Origin of the sequence: Roseibium album (assembly GCF_001404515.1) — a bacterium.
Classification (GTDB): domain Bacteria; phylum Pseudomonadota; class Alphaproteobacteria; order Rhizobiales; family Stappiaceae; genus Roseibium; species Roseibium album.
In genome coordinates, this window is sequence record NZ_CXWE01000004.1 from 567,044 (window position 1) to 585,481 (window position 18,438).

General features: G+C 56.5%; 20 protein-coding genes. 4 read left to right on the plus strand and 16 right to left on the minus strand.

The features are described 5' to 3' along the window. Positions 1-43 precede the first annotated feature (43 nt). The 4 genes from LA5095_RS15965 to LA5095_RS15980 are packed head-to-tail and all read right to left on the minus strand — an operon-like array spanning position 44 to position 5,613. Positions 44-3,169, minus strand: a complete 3,126-nt coding sequence (locus tag LA5095_RS15965; protein ID WP_055116532.1) for an efflux RND transporter permease subunit — start codon at positions 3,167-3,169, stop codon at positions 44-46. Continuing rightward, positions 3,166-4,299 (minus strand): efflux RND transporter periplasmic adaptor subunit, encoded by a 1,134-nt coding sequence (locus tag LA5095_RS15970; protein WP_055116534.1) that lies wholly within the window; start codon positions 4,297-4,299, stop codon positions 3,166-3,168. Before LA5095_RS15970 ends, LA5095_RS15965 begins: the two co-directional genes overlap by 4 nt. Beyond that, positions 4,296-4,757 carry a DUF2147 domain-containing protein gene (locus LA5095_RS15975; RefSeq protein WP_055116536.1) on the minus strand — a complete coding sequence of 154 codons (462 nt, stop codon included), beginning with the start codon at positions 4,755-4,757 and terminating at the stop codon, positions 4,296-4,298. The genes LA5095_RS15970 and LA5095_RS15975 overlap by 4 nt, the downstream gene beginning before the upstream one ends. Beyond that, complete coding sequence (locus LA5095_RS15980) at positions 4,750-5,613, minus strand: ABC transporter six-transmembrane domain-containing protein (RefSeq protein ID WP_029063050.1); 864 nt, start codon at positions 5,611-5,613, stop codon at positions 4,750-4,752. Before LA5095_RS15980 ends, LA5095_RS15975 begins: the two co-directional genes overlap by 8 nt. Positions 5,614-5,804: 191 nt before the next feature. Here LA5095_RS15980 and LA5095_RS15985 point away from each other — a divergent pair, with 191 nt between their 5' ends. The 4 genes from LA5095_RS15985 (at position 5,805) to LA5095_RS16000 (ending at position 8,684) form a co-directional block, all read left to right on the plus strand. After that, entirely contained in the window at positions 5,805-6,398 is a 594-nt protein-coding gene (locus tag LA5095_RS15985; protein ID WP_158510389.1) for a TetR/AcrR family transcriptional regulator, read from the plus strand. Positions 6,399-6,507: 109 nt separating this feature from the next. Then, positions 6,508-7,119: a CDP-alcohol phosphatidyltransferase family protein gene (locus LA5095_RS15990; protein ID WP_055116540.1), complete on the plus strand. Its 612-nt coding sequence runs from the start codon at positions 6,508-6,510 to the stop codon at positions 7,117-7,119. After that, on the plus strand, positions 7,116-8,042 hold the full coding sequence (locus LA5095_RS15995) for a phosphatidate cytidylyltransferase (protein WP_055116542.1): 927 nt from the start codon (positions 7,116-7,118) through the stop codon (positions 8,040-8,042). Before LA5095_RS15990 ends, LA5095_RS15995 begins: the two co-directional genes overlap by 4 nt. Positions 8,043-8,054: 12 nt before the next feature. Continuing rightward, positions 8,055-8,684: a lysophospholipid acyltransferase family protein gene (locus LA5095_RS16000; RefSeq protein ID WP_055116544.1), complete on the plus strand. Its 630-nt coding sequence runs from the start codon at positions 8,055-8,057 to the stop codon at positions 8,682-8,684. A gap of 238 nt (positions 8,685-8,922) precedes the next feature. On the opposite strand, the gene LA5095_RS32725 is transcribed toward LA5095_RS16000, so the two are convergent. The 12 genes from LA5095_RS32725 to LA5095_RS16060 form a co-directional block, all read right to left on the minus strand. Continuing rightward, positions 8,923-9,081: a ClpB D2-like domain containing protein gene (locus LA5095_RS32725; protein ID WP_158510390.1), complete on the minus strand. Its 159-nt coding sequence runs from the start codon at positions 9,079-9,081 to the stop codon at positions 8,923-8,925. A gap of 89 nt (positions 9,082-9,170) precedes the next feature. Continuing rightward, positions 9,171-9,506, minus strand: coding sequence for a cupin domain-containing protein (locus LA5095_RS16010; RefSeq protein ID WP_055116979.1), 336 nt, complete (start codon positions 9,504-9,506; stop codon positions 9,171-9,173). A 250-nt stretch (positions 9,507-9,756) separates the two neighbouring features. After that, positions 9,757-11,085 carry a chromate efflux transporter gene (gene chrA, locus LA5095_RS16015; protein WP_055116981.1) on the minus strand — a complete coding sequence of 443 codons (1,329 nt, stop codon included), beginning with the start codon at positions 11,083-11,085 and terminating at the stop codon, positions 9,757-9,759. 4 nt (positions 11,086-11,089) lie between these two features. Then, a complete protein-coding gene (locus tag LA5095_RS16020; protein ID WP_055116549.1) occupies positions 11,090-11,908 on the minus strand; it encodes a chromate resistance protein ChrB domain-containing protein in 819 nt (272 codons plus the stop codon). Positions 11,909-12,044: 136 nt separating this feature from the next. Further along, on the minus strand, positions 12,045-14,594 hold the full coding sequence (cckA, locus tag LA5095_RS16025) for a cell cycle histidine kinase CckA (RefSeq protein WP_055116551.1): 2,550 nt from the start codon (positions 14,592-14,594) through the stop codon (positions 12,045-12,047). A 162-nt stretch (positions 14,595-14,756) separates the two neighbouring features. Beyond that, a complete protein-coding gene (flhB, locus tag LA5095_RS16030) occupies positions 14,757-15,836 on the minus strand; it encodes a flagellar biosynthesis protein FlhB (RefSeq protein ID WP_055116553.1) in 1,080 nt (359 codons plus the stop codon). A gap of 9 nt (positions 15,837-15,845) precedes the next feature. Then, positions 15,846-16,619, minus strand: a complete 774-nt coding sequence (fliR, locus tag LA5095_RS16035) for a flagellar biosynthetic protein FliR (protein ID WP_055116555.1) — start codon at positions 16,617-16,619, stop codon at positions 15,846-15,848. Positions 16,620-16,632: 13 nt separating this feature from the next. Continuing rightward, positions 16,633-16,902, minus strand: a complete 270-nt coding sequence (gene fliQ, locus LA5095_RS16040; RefSeq protein ID WP_029063062.1) for a flagellar biosynthesis protein FliQ — start codon at positions 16,900-16,902, stop codon at positions 16,633-16,635. Positions 16,903-16,924: 22 nt separating this feature from the next. Next, entirely contained in the window at positions 16,925-17,239 is a 315-nt protein-coding gene (fliE, locus tag LA5095_RS16045; RefSeq protein ID WP_029063063.1) for a flagellar hook-basal body complex protein FliE, read from the minus strand. A gap of 33 nt (positions 17,240-17,272) precedes the next feature. After that, positions 17,273-17,683: a flagellar basal body rod protein FlgC gene (gene flgC / locus LA5095_RS16050; protein ID WP_055116557.1), complete on the minus strand. Its 411-nt coding sequence runs from the start codon at positions 17,681-17,683 to the stop codon at positions 17,273-17,275. Between the two features lie 31 nt (positions 17,684-17,714). After that, positions 17,715-18,119, minus strand: coding sequence for a flagellar basal body rod protein FlgB (flgB, locus tag LA5095_RS16055; protein ID WP_082442462.1), 405 nt, complete (start codon positions 18,117-18,119; stop codon positions 17,715-17,717). 93 nt (positions 18,120-18,212) lie between these two features. Continuing rightward, positions 18,213-18,434 (minus strand): hypothetical protein, encoded by a 222-nt coding sequence (locus tag LA5095_RS16060; protein ID WP_055116559.1) that lies wholly within the window; start codon positions 18,432-18,434, stop codon positions 18,213-18,215. Positions 18,435-18,438: the final 4 nt, after the last annotated feature.

Sequence of the window (18,438 nt, forward strand, 5' to 3'; positions counted from 1 at the left end):
GCCGCCGACTTTGGCGGCTTCGTCAATTTAAGGGGACCATGCATCAAGCCGGTGCGACTTCAACAGTTGGAGATTTTCCGAAAACTATCCTTCGGACATCCTGCGAGATCGCCAGCAGCACCGGTATCAGGATCAGGGTGATCAAGGTCGCGAAAATCTCGCCATAGGCCAGGGAAACAGCCGCCGGGATAAGATAGCGGGCCTGCTCGGATGTTTCGCTCATGAGCGGCAACAGCCCGACAACGGTGGTTGCGGTCGTCAGAAAAATAGCCTGAAAGCGGTCCACGCCGCATCTGAACGTTGCTTCCTCACTCGGCATCCCCTCTTCCCTGGACTGGACATAGAACGTCATCATGACGAGCGAGTCACTCACCACAACCCCGATCAATGCCAGCACGCCAAAAAATGACAGGAGTGAAAACGGCAGGTCCATGATTGCGTGGCCTATGACCGCTCCGACAAATCCGAACGGAACCACGGACATGATAATCAGCGGCTTCCAATAGGATTTGAGCGGTACTGCCATCAGAATGTAGATCAGGAGACAGGCAATGATGACGGCGCGCAGAAGACCACCTCTCATTTCGCCAATCTCTTCCAGCTCACCGCCCCTGTCGATTGCGATACCCGGATACTTTTCTTCCAGTTCCCCGGTGAACCCGCCGAACAGTGCCTGGCCGATCTCTTCCGGTGATACGACTTCGCGATTCACGTCGGCCAGCACGGTCGCAACAAGATCGCCATTCCGGCGCTGGACCTTCTCCGATACATATCGTGGCTCAATTTCCGCAACGGTCGAAAGCGATATCCAGTCCCCTTTCTCACTCTTCAGCCGGAGTGCCATCAGGTCTTCGATACGGTCACGAGAATCTCGTGAATTGCGCACCACGACCCGGACTTCGGAGGTACCCCGCTGAATGCGCTGCGCTTCTCCGCCGCCGAATGCATAGCCGATCTGGCTTGCCAGACGTTCGGAAGTAAATCCGAGCGCACGTGCTTCAGGTTTCAGTCTGAGCCTGAGTTCCGGCTGCCCGGTCAGGAAGGTATCGCGGACGTTTGACACTCCCTCGAACCTTGCCAGCCGCTCTTGCAGATCCAGACTGGCATCTGCCAAAAGCCCCTTGTCCGGACCGATCAGTCGGATCCGGAACCCTCCGCCGAAATCCTCAAATGCGGAAAATGTGAGTTCCGACACCCCTTCCAGGGGACCGACGCGCTGTTTCCAGTTTTCAAGAACGTCCGATGTGGACAGTTCGGGCCTTGCTTCGGAAGGCGTCAGCTCCAGGTAAAGCTCTGCAGACGCCGTTCCATTCAGAAACGCAAAGAGGTGCGCAACCGGGCCTGCCCCTTCAGCAGTGTGCAAGGCCGGATCTTTGTTCAGGGCCAGCCCCGCCTCCTCAAGGATGGCAACATTGCGTTTCGTCAGATGTGCCGGAGCGCGTTGATCCATGGTCAGGGAAACGGAGATGACCTGGCCGGGGACATTGGGGAAGAACGTGGACTTGATCTGGCCTTTTCCCATCAGGCCGAAAACCAGCGTTGCCACCGCGACAAAAACAACGAGAACGGCGTACCGGTTTGCAAGCGACCACTTGAGCACAGGCGCATAGACCCGGTCCCTGAACCCCATCAGGCATCCGCGTGCAAAACCCTGAAAACGCGCCCACCCTCGTGAGAGCGGGTTCGACTTTCCTGTTTCATCCATGGAAATGTGAGCAAGGTGCGCCGGCAGGATAAGCTTGCTCTCCAGCAGCGAGAACAACAGCGCCAGTATGACGACGCCTGCAAAACCCGCCAGAACTTTGCCCAGGGGACTGTCGATCAGCAGCATCGGAAAGAACGCCGCTATTGTCGTGAGCACGCCGAAAACCGTGGCCGTCGAAACCCGCGCGACCCCGGCCTCGGTGCCGCGCAAGGGATCAACGTGACGTTTTCGCTGCTCGTGCACGCTTTCACCCACAACAACGGCATCGTCCACCAGAATGCCCAGCACGATGATGAAACCGAACGTGGTGATATCGTTGAGCGAATAGTCGACCCAGCCCGTGGTCGACACGGCCAGCGCCCCCGCAATGGAAATCGGAATCCCCATTGCGACCCAGAAGGCGAGTTTTACATTCAAAAAGACGGCCAGCATCAAAGCCACAAGGACAAGACCCTGAATCGCGCTGTTGCTCAGAAGTTCCAGGCGATCTGAAATGTAATCGCGGGAGTTGCCCCAGACGGCAATTTCGACGCCTTCTGGCAGGGTCCGTTCAACTTCGCCAACAATGGCGTCGGCAGCCTCCGAGACGCGCAGCAGATTATCCTTGCGCCCGATCAGGACTTCCATGCCGACCGATGGTTGACGATTGAAGCGGGTTTCAATGTCGATTTCTTCAAATCCGTCAGTGATTTTCGCAATGTCACCAAGCAAGGTCGTCGTTCCGTCAGGCCATCTGACAACGGGAATGTCCTGGTAGTCCCGTAGCGAATTTGCCTGACTGTCGGCTCGCAGCGAGATGTATCCCCCTTCCGTTCGCAAGGTTCCGCCTTGAAAATAGAGCGACGTTTCCCGGATACGTGTCATGACATCTGCAAGTGTGAGGTTCAGGCGCTCCAGTGTGCCGGGCAGAAACTCGATGGCAATTTCCTGATCCTGCAGGCCCCAGTTGTTGACCCGGGAGATTTCAGGACTGGCAAGCAGATCGGCCCTGAGCCCGCGGGCAATTTTCTGCAAGGACTTGAGATCGGTTTCGCCGAAGACCTGAACATAAAGAGCCGGCACATCGAAATTGTTGGTCTCGATCACCGGTCGACGGGCATCTGTCGGAAGATCTGCCAGTCCGTCGATCTTCAAGCGGACGTTGTCGAGCAGTTTTTGCAGGTCGTATCCGTTGTTTTTCTGAATTGAAACCAGCGAAAAGCCCGGTTCGGAGGTCGACCGGACGGCCTTGACACCTTCGAGCCCCTCGATCGCCTTTTCCATCTTTTGCGTGATCTGCTCGTCGACCTGTGCCGTGTAGGCATTGGGGAAGAAAGTCGACACGGTCACCGTATCGGCCGGAATTTTCGGAAAACCTTCTATTCGGATCGTCAGGAGCGATGTCACGCCGGCAATCAGTATGAAAACCATCAACAGGTTTGCTGCCACCGGATTGCGGATAAACCAGTTTGTGAGCCAGGTCATTCGCCCTGTCCTCCGCTTACCGGTGCCACCACTTGCCCCGGAAGATAAGCACTCATGGGAAGCCGGACGATCCGCAACACGTCTCCTGTGGACGCATCGTCTGGCGCTTTCACGACAACATCTCCGCTGTTGCGGAACAACGCGGAGGCTTCGTATCTTTGCAATCGGTCAGCCGGATCGACAAACCAGACAAAACCGTTTTGCGTCAGCGCGCTTTCGGGAATCCGGAGCGTGTTTTCGACCTGTTGCCCCTGCAGGGCAACGCGGACAAACTGTCCGGGCAAGGCAAGTGTTTCTGCGGACCTGTCCACCTCGAGGAAGAGCTGGTATCTGCGCGACTGAGGTTCGAGGAAACCTCCGCCGCGCTTCACCTTTGCGGTTCCGATATGAGAACCGGCGTCGTCAAAGAGATCCGCGCGCCCGTCTTCCCAGTTTGCCGCCAGCAATCTCCACTCATTCGGGGAAAGAGACACGCGTATGTCCAGTTGGCTGTCATCAAGCAAGGAAAACAGCACGTCCCCCTCGTTGACTGATTGTCCTGGGCTGACGCGCCGCTTCGTCACGATCGCATTGAACGGGGCCCTGATTGTCGTTGACCGCAAATCGAACTCAGCGGCGCCAACACGTGCCTCGGCGGCCGCGACGGATTGCTCGGCAACCCGGACCTCCGGCAGGTGAATGGCCATTTCCGGCGGTACTTCGTCCGGATTGACCGCTCGCCAGTCCTTCAGCGCGATGTCGCGCTTGTTTTCTTTCTGACGCAGCCCGAATTCGGCATTCTTGAGCGTATGGCGTGCTTCTTCAACACTTGCGAGAAATGGAGCTTCCTCCAGCGTCAGAAGGACGGTGTCGCCGGGAACCCTCGATCCGCCCAGCGCCAATGGAGAAATATCCTTGACGATCCCTGCAACGCGAGAGCGCAAGTCGACCTGCCAGCGCGGTACGACCTCCGCAAAAACCGATATGGTTCCCGCGTGGTTGCCAATCCTGGCGTCAACGACGGTCACGGGTCTCGGGGCCACCTCGGCACCCGTTTCGGTGACTTCGGCAACATCTTCAAGCGTTTCCAGATAAAGAACAACGCCGACAAGGGCCACAAGGGCCAGCACGATCCAGATTGCCTTTCTCATGTGCAAGGCTCCTTGAAAGTCTCGATCTTTTGCCAGGTCAGCTTGTGCGTTTTCGTTCGCCGCGCTTCGAAAACGCGTAACTCGAGAGCGTGTCCCACGAAGTTCGCCTGAGGGTCGTGGACTTGCCCGGTCTCGGGATCCAGAATTTTCCCGTCCTGCCAGAATTGGTTCCCGTCGCCTGACTGCAGGTCCCAGATCAAGGGCAATCCGCACAGCTCGGAGCGGTAGCGTTCGAGTTCGGTATTACTGGTCGCGCCTGGCAAACCCACAATTATCCCGCAGAGTTTCACACTGCCCGCTTCACAGGCGCCGATGGCAACGACGACACTCTTGTCTCCGTTAAGCCAATAGCCTTCCGGTGGTGTCCCGGCTTCAACAAGCCCTGGCAGCAACGAAATGAAGGAGGCGAAGGAAAGAACTGCAAGCAAACGGTCTGGCTTGATCGCCATATCAGGCATTTGAGTATCCGTCGTTGTCAGAGTTGATACGTGAGATGATTTCGCTGAGGCGTGACCAGCTCTGAAGCGCGACCGGAAGCATCAGTGCTGCTTCGACATACTCCCAGGAATAGCTTGCGATCGAGAAGATCTGGCCGGCTGTCACGTCCGGAATTCCGGCACCCTGGAAGAGATTGAAAGCGACAAAGGCGATTTGAAGTAGAAAAATCCCGCCATAAACGAGTGCTTCCGTATCCGATATGGAAACTTCGTGTCTGCGCAATGCTCGCAGATGACGGAACACGCCAAGCCGGTTTCCTGCGGCAAGCAGATCAACCTGCTGTTCCTTTTGTTCGTTCAGTCTGGCGTTGAAACGGTAGAACCGATGGTGGAAGCAGCCATAAACGGCAATCATGCCGATCACGACGATGACAGCAGAAACACCCAGCCGGATGTCGAAATAGGTCAGGATGGCAAAACTGACTGCGATCTGGATAACCGCGGTGATCAGTTCAGGCGCGTCCGTTTCCAGAAAGTCGACCAGCTCCCTGGACATGTCGATCCGCGCGCTGCGCTTGGAGACCTGGAGAGATGACGTTCTTTTCTGGAGTTGCGAACCCAGATGCAGCCGGATGGTGCCATAGGTCCGCGTGTCGTATAACCTGCGCGCAACGGCGATGATCCCCAGCACGACAAGAATGGACATCATCCAGAACAGCTCGGTCATCTGCCCTTTCAGCAACCCATCGATAGTCCTGCCGATAAGCAAGGGGACAAACGCAATCAGCACATTTTCGACAAGGACAATGCCCCAGGTCAGCGCGATCCGGCTTCTGAATGTTCGCAGAATAAATGGAAGATCAATTTTTATGTGCATTGCCTAAACGTCTCAAATCAACTGAAATCCCTTTGAAAAGGGAAACCAAACGAGTGACCGCCGCTCTGGCGGGGCGAGCCGGGTCGCATTGCACGGCGACAAAAAGGCCCCTATTAGATTATGAGCGAACGATCGTTCATTATGTAGTAATGAAATTCGAGAGTGCCAATGCACAAAACGAGAAAAGTCGGATGAGCGAAAAATTATCGCGCGCGGAAACCGCAGATGCGCGCCGGAAACACATCGTCGAAACCGCCGCTATCTGCTTTGTCGAACAGGGGTTTCATCAGACCGGCATCCGCGACATAGCCAAACGTGCGGGCGTTTCCCTTGGCAACATTTACAATCATTTCGGTGGAAAGACCGAACTCATAGCGGAAATCGCCACTCTCGAAGCCGAAGAACTTGCCGAATTGCAAGAGGGCCTGACGACCAACACGGACCCGCTCGCCGCGCTTGAAACATTCGTGGAACGTTATCTGAAGCTGTGCAGCCAACCTGAAAACGCAGCCCTCACGATCGAAATCCTCGCCGAAGCCATGCGCAACCCGGTTATCGTGGAAGGCTTCCTTACCAATCGGGACAGTCTCCTATTAGCCCTCGAAGATCAGATTGCAGCCATTCGTAAACTGTCTGGCGGGAATCCGGACATACCGGACCGGGACTGCGCGAAGTTTACGCTTGATCTCATTGAGGGTTTGTCGATGCGTATCGCCTTTTCCGAAAGGAAGCCGAGCAAGAGAGAGCTGAACTCTTTGAAAAGGGCTGTCAAACGTCTAGTTTAAACTCCCCTTGGCTCGCCACTCCGGCTCGTCAAACCTCTCTTGGCGAATCGGATGAATTTTCGGTCTTGTAAGATTTTCGCGTTCATTGGCCACTTCGGACAAACTTAATATGCCAACCATTTACCAGCTCAAATCCCGCTTTCAGGACATGCTCCGCCCGATATGCCGCAAGCTTGCAGCAAGCGGTGTCACCGCCAATCAGGTGACGGTTTCGGCAATTGTCCTGTCTGTCCTGCAAGGAGCGCTGCTTTGGCTCTTTCCGGGTGCAGCCCTGCCCTTGCTGCTCCTGCCTGTCGTTCTTTTCCTCCGCATGGGTTTGAACGCCATCGACGGCATGCTTGCCCGGGAACACGATCAGAAATCTCATCTGGGTGCGGTTTTGAACGAGCTTGGAGACGTCGTATCGGACGCGGCACTCTATTTGCCGTTCGCCGCCCTGCCCTTTGTTCCAACCGAACTCGTCATCGGGCTGGTCGTCCTGGCACTCATTGGAGAAATGACTGGGGTCATTGGCGTTCAGATCGGCGCGAGCCGCCGGTATGACGGGCCCTTCGGCAAGAGCGACCGTGCCGCGCTCTTCGGTTTCTGCGGGTTTTTGATGGGGATCGGGCTGACCACGCCAATTCTCTACCAGGTCCTGTTCGGTGTGGGTCTCATCTTGTCCGCACTCACGATTCTCAATCGAGCCCGTAATGCACTCAGGGAGCTGGAAACCCGATGAAACTACTCGCTATTCACTGGGCTCTGATCGGCATCTGGGCTCTGCTCACACTTGCCAGCATTGTTGTATTCGTCGTTTCAAAGCGTTCAAGCAAGGACATGAGCGAGCTCGTCCAGCGTACTCAGAGCTGGTGGGTCATGGTGGCGATCTTCACAGTCGCCTTTCTGGTCAGCCAAACCATTTCGATCATCGTGTTCGCACTCATCAGTTTCCTGGCGCTGAAGGAATATTTTTCGATGATCCCAACCCGCAGGGCCGACCGACGGGTGCTTTTTTGGGCATATCTGTCGATCCCGGTTCAGTATTTCTGGGTCTACGACCATTACTACGGCATGTTTGCCGTCTTCATCCCGGTCTACATGTTTCTGTTTCTGCCGTTTGCAAGCTTGCTGTCCCAGCAGACAGACGGATTTCTCAAATCGGTGGGTACACTTAACTGGGGACTGATGCTGTGCGTCTTTTCGATCAGCCACGCGGCATTTCTGCTGATCCTGCCGGCGACGCCTGAAAGCAGCGCCGGCGGCGCCGGCCTGCTTTTGTTTCTGATCTTCCTGACCCAGTTCAACGATGTCGCCCAATACACCTGGGGCAAGCTCTTCGGGCGTCGCAAGATCATTCCAGGTGTCAGTCCCAACAAGACCTGGGAAGGTTTCCTTGGCGGTGTAGCCACCACATTCGTTCTCGCCATGCTGATCGCACCGCTTGTCACGCCTCTTGACCTGGCCCATGCCGCAGCAGCCGGCCTGTTGATTGCCATTGCCGGTTTCGTCGGCGATGTGACTGTTTCCGCTCTGAAGCGCGACCTCGGCGTCAAGGATACGGGCAGCCTCATTCCCGGACATGGCGGCATTCTGGACCGTATCGACAGCCTCACCTTCACGGCACCGCTGTTCTTTCACTTCATCCGATATTTTTATTACTAGGAGGCCGAATGCATGCTGCAAAAAGCCTTCTATTCATTCGTCAAGATCGCGGTCCTGTTCCTGTTGGGCCTGAACGTCCGGCGAAAGGATCTTCTCCCTTCAAAGGGACCGGCAATCATTGTTGCCAACCATAACAGCCATCTGGACACGATGGTGCTGATGGCCCTGATGCCGCTCTCCAGGCTCAAGGACATCAAGCCCGTAGCCGCTGCCGATTACTTCTTTTCCTCTCCTCGCAAAGCCTGGCTGTCGGAGCATGTCCTCGGCATCATACCGGTGGAAAGAACCAGCGCCGATAAATCAGTTGATCCGTTGGAGGGGTGTTACGAGGCTTTGGCGCAGGACAGGGTTTTGATCCTTTTTCCCGAGGGGTCCCGCGGCAAGCCGGAACAGATGACGGATCTGAAAAAGGGAGTTTCATATCTCGCCGAACGGTTCCCCGATGCTCCGGTCGTTCCCGTATTCACTCACGGCCTCGGCAAGGCCCTGCCCAAGGGATCCTTTATGCTGGTTCCGTTTTTCTGCGACATTTTTGTCGGTGAACCAATCACCTGGCCGGGAAACCGGACTCAGTTCATGGACAGTTTGAAAGAACGTTTCAGCCAACTTTCATCTGAAAAGAATTTTGCGTCCTGGGAGTGAGGCGCTTGCTGCCCTTCGCGCATCTTCAAACGCACCCCTGTTCTTCATTGTTCAGGCGCCACCTGATGAAGGCGCTCCAGAGAGCGCCATTCCATCGCAGCCATGTTCATTCCAATACGGTCTCTTCAGCACCTGGTTCCGTTGCACCCGCCTCATCAATATCTTCAGGGGCCCAAGCCTCTGTCTGATCCTCGGCAGGCCTTTCGACCTCGACCGTCACTTCGGCGGCTGCCTCCGGTCAATCGGCAGCGACAGTATCTCCGGTTCCGGTCTCGCCTTTCGGTATCTCTTCCCGCAGGCGTGCTTCAACCAGCGTTCTGATCGGGCATCGCGGTTCCCGCGCACCGAAATCGGGCCGGTAGCCTTCCGATGAAACATCGGTCAACTCCAACGACATCGAGCCCGGAAAACCAAAGTTCTGAAGGAAAGACGGTAGGTTTGGCCGGGACGCGTTATGAAAACCAGAAAAACGACCGGGCAGCACCTTCAGCCGCGCAACTGATACCGGTCCGCTTCTTCAAAAACGTCAATTGCCTTGCTGCCCGCCTTGATGACGGCTCCGTGTTCAACCCCGCTTGGAATATCCCAGACAGCGCCAGGACCGAGCGTGTTTGTTTCGCCGTTAATCGTGAATTCGATTTCACCATCGAGCAGTGTTCCCCATTGGGCAAGATGGGAATGGGGCGGCAGTACAAAGTCTTTGTGAAACTCAAAGAAGACGACGAGACCGGCGTCAGAGCGTATGGCGTGAGTGCTCACGGTCTCCTCTGGAAAAGGAATATCGAGTGCGGGAAAATTCTTTATGAAATCCGGTAACTGCATGCTGTTTCCTCCAAGCGGGACTGTGTCCACAACGCGTGCAGAGTGCACGGTTGCAGTAACCCGTTCAAGGCTTCTTTCACGAGAGACAGAGCAAGCGCCGATCCAGTTGGCACAAAGGCAATGCAATACCTCCACGCGACAGCGCACACCGAAGAAACCTCCATCAAAACAGGGAGTTGAAAGCAAAACCGGAATCAACACGTGACGAGGTCGCAGAACAAATTTTCATTGCCCTGCGATTTTGGAAGGCTCAACCGACCTGGGACAGGAGCACGCCCCCTAGCGCGGCTGCGAGCAATGTCCAGATCAGGTTCGCGTGCAGACGCAGCAGCAAAAAGCCGCACAGGGCTGCAAGCACGGGCACCCGCCAGTCGAGGCTGCCGACATCCGGAACCCAAAGCGTCAGCCAACCCCATTGCAAAGATGCGACTGTCTGAAAGAAGACATGCAGCGCAAACCAGACCGACAGGTTGAGAACGACACCGACGACAGCCGCGATGATGGCTGAAAGAGCGGACTTGAGCCGAGGTTGCGCGGAGATCCACTCGATATAGGGCGCTCCGGCAAAGATCCACAGGAAGCAAGGGACAAAGGTTGCCCAGAGAGCCACAAGGCCACCTGCTATTCCCAAAGCTGTCCCGCCTTCATGATACGCTGCGACATACCCGACGAACTGGGTCACCAGGATCAGGGGACCGGGTGTCGTCTCCGCAAGACCGAGCCCATCCATCATTTCCCCGGCACTCAGCCAGCCATGCAAGGTGACGACGTCCTGTGCCATATAGGCCAGGACGGCGTATGCCCCGCCGAAGGTGACAACAGCCAGCTTGGAAAAGAACCAGCCGATATCGCTCAGGATCGGGTAACCGGTAACCCATTCAAGAACCATGAGCGGCCCAAGCCATATCCCCAGGCCGACGACGACAGTTGCCAGCGTCCTGGAGGGAGATGTTCTGACACGAACCGGTTCTTCGACTGTTTTCCCGGCGACCTTGTGGCCGAAGGCAGCACCATAAAGTCCGGCGGCCAGCACGATCATCGGAAACGGCAAGGCGAGAAAGAAGATTGCGAAAAAGGCCAGGCCGGCGATCACCCATTGCCGTCGTTCTGTCAGGGCCCTTTTCGAAAGCCGGATAAGTGCTTCCAGTACAACAATCAGCACGGCCGCCTTGATCCCGAGAAACAACTGGCTGATCAAGGGAACATTCCCGAACGCGGTGTAGACAGCGGCCAGTGCGAAGATCGCGAGTGCTCCGGGCACGACAAAAAGCAATCCCGCCAGCAACCCGCCTGCAACACCGCGCAGTTTCCAGCCGCAATAGGTCGCAAGCTGCATGGCTTCCGGACCGGGCAAGAGCATGCAGAATCCAAGCGCGTTGACGTAGGTTTTTTCCGACAGCCAACCGGTTTCGTCGACCAGCTTGCGATGCATCAGTGCAATCTGGGCCGCCGGTCCGCCGAAGGACAGAACGCCGATACTGCCGAAAACGGACAAGAGCCGTTGCCATGACGTATTTTCGGCATCAGGCCTGTCTGGACCTCCGGCCGATACCCCGGCGGAAGTTGTGTGCGATGACATGACTTCAGCCCTTTTTGCTTGCAGTTGGCCAATCATGTCCTTCGTCGGCCGCGTCGCGCGCCCATCGGTAAAAGGCATCGTAGAGACCCATACCTGCTTCCAATTGCTGCAGATCGTCTTTGTACATGCGCGACAGTCCCAGCGAGGCGGCCAGAAGACCGGCTGCTTCGGGTGCAAGATCATGACGATTTGTGTCTGCTGCACGCACTATTGTGGCAAGCCGGGAAAGCGGGTCGGTCTGAAGCGCGAACTCCTCCACCATCGTATCGAAGCTGCAGAGTTCTCCGCGGTGGCTCCAGAACGATCCTTCGATATCGAAGGGTGTCGCGTTGAATTTTTCGGCTACGGCTTCTACCTGCGCCGGTGATACGAACAGGAAACGGGCATCGGGATCCACAAAACGGCGGATCAGCCACGGACATGCGATCCGATCGATCTTCGGCCGGTGGCGCGTCACCCATACCGTTTGCCCGGCCTCATTGCATTCAGGCAGCTTTGCCGCCGGGATCATCGGCAATCCGGCCTCGCGCCAGGCGATGCAGCCGCCTTCAAGATTTTCGGCAGAAATTCCGTCAGACCTCAGAGTTGCGGCAACGCCCTCGGAAAGCTTCAGACCTCTCCAGCACGCAATCGCAACCTTGCGGCCTTTCAGCCGGTCCGAGATCTCGCCGATTTTCGAATACGGATGCCGGAAGGATCCCGGAATCAGGTGCGGATCGTCGTTAAAGTCCTCGTCAATACGCACATCGACAATCACCGGAGACTCAGGGGTTCCGATCAGTCTGGAAAGCTGGGATATGGATATGGAATTCAGAGACGGCATGGCGCGTCCTCCCGTTCAATTGGGTTTCAAGGACGCGAAACTTCAGCTTACGCCTCACGGGGTGTTCGCTCGCCCCATCGGTTTCTAGTGCCAAATCAGGGAAGGTCTGTCAAGGAGGCCTGAGATGAGATTTGCTTCACCCGTTCAGGACATCCTTCACGGTCGTCGCGAGCTGCTTCAGCGTGAACGGTTTTGGCAGGAAGAAGAATTGCTCGCCTTCAGGCAGGTTTTCCTCAAAGGCGTCTTCCGCATATCCGGAAACGAAAATGATCTTCAGATCGGGCTGGGTCTTGCGCAACTCAACCAGAAGTGTCGGTCCGTCCATCTCCGGCATGACCACGTCGGAAACAACCAGATCAATTTCGCCATCCGTCTCTTCCATGACTTCAAGCGCTTCATTGCCGGTTCCTGCCTCGTGGACAGTATAGCCTCGCGACGTCAATGCACGAGCGGCAAAAGCCCGGACGGCTTCTTCATCTTCCACAAGAAGGATAGAGGCGGATCCGGTGAGATCGGCAACCTTTTCCGGCTCGCTTTCCTTGGGTTCCGGTTTCGGTTCATCGACCACGTCCGGAATGTGCCGCGGCAGGAAGAGCCGGAATGTCGTTCCTGCGTCAACTTCGGAGGTACAGAAAATAAAACCGCCCGTCTGTTTGACGATACCATAGACTGTCGACAGCCCGAGGCCCGTCCCCTTGCCAACTTCCTTGGTGGAGAAGAACGGGTCGAATATCTTCTCCATGATCTCGGGCGGCATTCCGTGACCGGTATCGTTCACTTCGACAAGCGTATATTCACCCGGCGGCATCCCACGCGTGTTCTCGAACTGGGTGGATTCGGCTTCCTCGACATTTCGAGTGCGAATGGTGAGCCGCCCGCCTTCGGCCATGGCATCGCCGGCATTCACCGCCAGATTGACGATGACCTGCTCCAGCTGGTTGAGGTCTGCCATCACCGGCCAAAGGTCGCGACCATGAACAACCTTCAACTCGACTTTCTCACCAAGAAGCCGGTCCAGCAGGATTGAGAGATCGGCCAGAACGTCATTCAGTTCAAGTCGCTGCGGCCGCAATGTCTGGCGACGAGAGAATGCCAGAAGTTGCCGAACAAGACCCGCGGCCCGGTTGGCGTTCTGCTTGATGTTCATGATGTCCTGGAAGGACGGGTCGGTCGGCCGATGGCTGGCAAGCAAAAGATCGGAAAACCCGATGATCGCGGTCAGAACGTTGTTGAAGTCGTGCGCAACGCCACCAGCCAGCTGGCCGATGGCCTGCATTTTCTGGCTCTGCGCGAATTGTGCTTCCAGGGCACGCTGTTGTGTTGTTTCGAGCGCATAGACGATTGTGGTTTCGCCGTCGCCTTCACCGTCCTGAACGGCAGAGACATAGAATGTGGCGGAACGCGGATCGTTTCCTTCCACGAGCGGAATGTCGATCGGGGAAACTTCCCCGATACCGTTCGCCGCAGCCGACAATGCCTTGGAGAGTTTCTCGCGGCCGCTCTCGGCAACATAGGCTTCCAGTTTTGGCGACTCTTCGACCGAGTCCACCGCACCGAACAGCTTCAGGAACGGCGCATTGGTGCGCAGAACCCGGCCGTCGTTGTTGAGCGAGGCAATCGATATCGGCGTGTTGTTGAAGAAGCGCGCAAAGCGGACTTCCGCTGCGCGCAGGGCCTCGGAAGCCTCCTCCCCGCGCGACCGGTTCAACACCAGCGTCCGGCTGTCGCCGGGTTGTCCGTTTTCGCCGAATGGAACACGGTGCAGAAGGCGCACTGGAAGTCCGCGTCCATTGCGGGTGACGAAGTCGAGATCGAAGGTCTCGCTCTTGACTTCTCCCGCCTGCCCCTTGACGGAGCGGATCAGTTCGGTGCCGTCACCGCGTACGATCTCTGACAGATCAAGGTCGCCGGCATCAAACTGCGCCAGATCGTAACCAAGCCAGTCGGCAAGCGTCGCATTGAGATAAACAAGGCGGCCATGCGCATCGCTGGAAAAGAAACCGGCGGGTGCATGATCGAGGAAATTGATGGCCCGCTGCAGCTCCTGGAAGGAATTCTCCTGCTCGGCCCGGTCCCGGGTGATGTCGGCCAGTTGCCAGATCGCCCTTTGCCTGCCGCCGCGTTCGTGTTCCGGCTGCAGGGGGCGGACGGACACACGGTACCAGCGAGCCGTTCCTTCCACCCGACCAAGCGGGAACGGCATGCGGATCTCTTCCTGCGCCTTGCGCCCGTCTCGCATGGCCTGCGACAGCCGGAAAATCGCATCCGCCGCATCCGGATCAGAGGAAAACACCCGTTCCACCACAGTGATGTCGGCCGCGCTATCGGCCCCGGTAAGATCGGCATAGGCCTTGTTGGCATAGACCAGCCGTCCGTCCATGTCCGTGATAAGTGCGCCGTCTTCCATCGTGTCGACAAAAGCGGCCGCGAGCGGATTTGCTTCGCCAGGGCGAGCCGACAGGCGCAGGAATCCGATGGCACCGGCAAACAGGCAGAAGACACCGACAACGGCCAAAATGCCCAGCAGCGCAAGTATGAACGGCTGTGCCACTTCACGGTCCATAACCGCAAAGGCCGCAGCCGCACCGACGAGTAGCAGTGCCAGACCTATCAACAGGCCAATATTTCCGGAACGCTCCGGCCGGCTGATCATCGGCCCGCCCGGCGCCCCGTCCATGTCACTCATACGTCCTGTCTCCCCGGCCCGATTCGGTTTACAAGGGACCGTGTGTAAGCATTCTGTGCTTAATAACTAATTTCAACTGATATGAAGCTTACTTCTGTTGAAATTCGCCCGTTTGGCCGCACCAGGTGCGTGAAATTTCCACAAGATGCAGAAAGTGCGTTCCTAGTTCGACCTCCAGGAAGCGCGCCGGCGCATGCGGTACACAAAGCCGATCACCTCGGCAACCGCCTTGTAGTGTTCCTCGGGAACCTCCCGATCGATATCAACCGTAGCATAGAGCGCTCTTGCCAACGGAGGATTTTCCACTACCGGAATTTCGTTTTCCCTGGCAATTTCCCGCATTTTCAGGGCGATTGCGTCCGTCCCCTTTGCAAGACAGAGCGGGGCACCCATACCCTCTTCATACTTCAGCGCGACCGCGTAGTGAGTCGGGTTCGTAACGACCACAGTCGCCTGCGGCACGGCAGACATCATCCGCTTGCGCGAACGTTCCATACGCAGCTGACGGATCTTGCCTTTGACCTGCGGATCGCCTTCGGTCTGCTTGTACTCTTCTTTGACCTCGCGAAGCGTCATCTTCTGCTTATTGAACCACTTGTTTTTCTGGTAGATGAAATCTGCGCCCGCCACCACCGTCATGACGGCAAGAATTGCTGCCAGCAGCTGCAGAATTAGAACGCGCGCCTCCTGGAGGATTACGCTCGTTTCGGCAAAGATAATGATCTCGGCTTCGTCCCTGTGCGGCCACATGACGGCGACCATGACGGCGCCAACGATCGAGATCTTGAGCATCCCCTTGGTGAAATTGACCAGGCTGTCTGCAGAAAACAGGCGCTTGAAGCCGGAAGCCGGAGATACCTTGGAAAGCTTTGGCTTGATTGTCTCGCCCGTGAAGAGGGGTTGATGCTGTATGAGATTGCCCGCGACCGCCATCAATACCAGTGCGATCAGCGGCACGCCGACGATCAGGGCGACTGACTGACCGGTATCGCGCCACAGCGCTTTCAGCGCATAACCATCCACCGGAATCTGGTGGGCATGCTCCAGGTAGCCGCTCATCAACTCTCCCAGCGAGGCAGCTGCGCCAGGTGCGAAGATCGCAATCATCAGGGTTGCACCGGCAAGCGTGAACCAGGTGCTGACTTCTTGCGATTTGGGAACGTCCCCCTTGTCATGCGCTTCCTTCAAGCGCTTTTGCGTGGGGTCCTCTGTCTTTTCTGAGTCGTCGGTATCGTCAGCCATTTTGCGGCGCTACCCCACGATAAACTTGCCGAGCGCTTCCTGGAAATGATCGAGATAGAACATCATCAGGGTCGCAATCAGCACCATGAGAAGGAACAGCCCTACCGCGATGTTGACCGGCATGGCGATGAAGAAGATCTGCATTTGCGGCATCAGCTTGTTGAGCAGGCCGAGACCAAAATAAAAAACCAGACCGACAACAAGGAAGGGAGCGCTCATTCGCACGGCAATCGTGAAGACATGAGCAACGGTATCGGTCGCATTTTGCGCGAAATCAGCAACCGGAGGAGCGTTTCCAGGTGGAAAGATCGTGAAACTGTCATACATCGCGGCAATGATCAGGTAGTGCGAGTCCGTCACGAACACCAGTGTAATGCCGAGAACTGCTAGGAAGTTGCCGTAAAGGGCCCCCTGCTGGCCTTCATTGGCAATGTCTGTGCCGAGAGCGAAGGCAAGCCCGGACTGGTTTGCCATGATGACGCCCGCGATCTGCAGGACCGAAGTGATCAGCCGGGCGCAAAGACCGATACCGAAGCCTATCGCAAGTTCGCCACCAAGCATGACGAGAAGCTGCATCATGTTGGCTGTGAGGTTGGCCGGGTAGAGCGAGGCGGCCACCGGATACATCACAAGCGTAAGCGCAAGCGCGATGGTGAGGCGGAAACGCATGGGAATGGAACTTTCCCCAAGAGCCGGCAAGAGCATCAGCATTGTGCCGAGCCGCGCGAACATCAGCAGGAACGCTGCAGCAATATCAGGCAGAAAATCGAGCTGAATGGTCATCAGGCCCCTTGCGCTATCCTCCTGTGGTCAGGATCATTTCGGTCACGCGCCCCATGAAGCTCTCCAACACCTGGCTCATGAATGGCAGCGTGACCAGGATCGTCACAAAGATCGCAAGAATTTTCGGAACAAAAACGAGCGTCATTTCCTGTATCTGGGTCAACGCTTGGAACAGCGCGATGACCACGCCGACAATCAGCCCCACCACCATGGTGGGACCTGCAACCAGGATCATTGTCCAGACGCCCTCACGGGCAATGTCGAGCACTTCACCGGCGGTCATGTTTCGCCCCCGCAAATTGGAATCAGATCGGCATCCGCATGATTTCTTCGTAGGCGGAGATAACCCTGTCGCGAACAGCAACCATTGTTTCCAGGGCCAGTTCGGTTTCCGCCACGGCCGTCACGACGTCGACCACACCGGTCTTGCCTTCGATCATGCCGATAGCCATGTTGTCGGTCTGCTGCCCCTTGTCGACGACGGTCTCGACGGCTTCCTGCACCATCTGGCCGAAGTCAACGGCTGAGCGATCCGGGACCGTTTCCTCAACCGCGCGTGCCTGCTGTTGCAGCTTGGCAGCAATCTGATAAGCATTGTTTGCAATAGACGGTGTGGTCACTGCCCCTGCCCCCTTCAGTGGTTAGCCCCCGGATCACGCCCGCAGGATGTCGATGGTTCGCTGCAGCATCCGCCGCGTCGATTCAATAACGTTCAGATTGGCTTCGTAGGAACGTTGCGCCTCACGCATGTCGGTCGTCTCGACCAGCGTGTTGACATTCGGTTGGAGCACGTACCCTTTCTCGTCCGCGGCCGGATGCCCAGGCATATAGGTCGACTTGAAATCCGACGAATCCTCCGCGACCTTGCCAAGTTCGACTTTCTCCGCGCCCAGCTCCTTGTCGAAGTGGCTTTTGAATGTCGGTATTTTCCGTCGGTAAGGTTCTTCTTCGGGCGTGCGCGCCGTCGAATTCGCGTTTGCAATATTCTCCGCGATTATGCGCATGCGCCCGTTTTGCGCTTTCAGCCCGCTCGCTGAAACAAACAGAGATTTGATCAGATCCATCTTGCCGGTCCTTTTTCAGCTGTCACGGATCCTAGACGCTCTTTGACAGAGCCGTCCGGATCAGCCCCAGTCCCTTGGTGTAAAGGCTCGTTGCAGCCTGAAAATCCATCTGGTTCTGAGTGATTTTCATCATCTGCTCTTCCAGATTGACGTTGTTGCCGTTTGGCGTGATTTCAAATGAATCGCGCTTTTCTATCTTGGTGGACAGGTTTCCGGAGACAGCGCCCGAAATATGCCCGACCTTCGTCGTTTTCGTTGCCAGCGCGGATTGCTGAAGACCGATGTGGTCTTCAAAGGAATACGTTTTGACGTCCCTGGAAACATATCCGGGCGTATTCGCATTCGCGATGTTTTCCGCCAGAACACTCTGACGTGTCTGGTGCCATCGCATTTTCGACTTCAGCGCCTGAAACAGAGGCAGGTCCGTAGAGGCCATCCCATTCACCATCCGTTAACCAACTAGGCAATGATTGCCGCCCCAATGGTTAATGAATGGTTAACGATCACCCACTCCTGCACCGCAACCCCTTCAAAAATCAGTGGAAGAGAGCAACATTCCTTTGCATTTTGCGAATTGAAGGCGTGCTGCAACAGGTAAATTTTGCCCGCTTCTGTTAACTTCAAGACCTAGAGAGATTCGCGCGGCTTCGGCAAGGATTCCTGAAAAACCGCCATCTGGTCCCCAGAGTAGCCGGCGCTGAAAGCGGAACATTTGCAAGCGGTCGGCGACAATGATGCGAAAGAGGGTCATATCC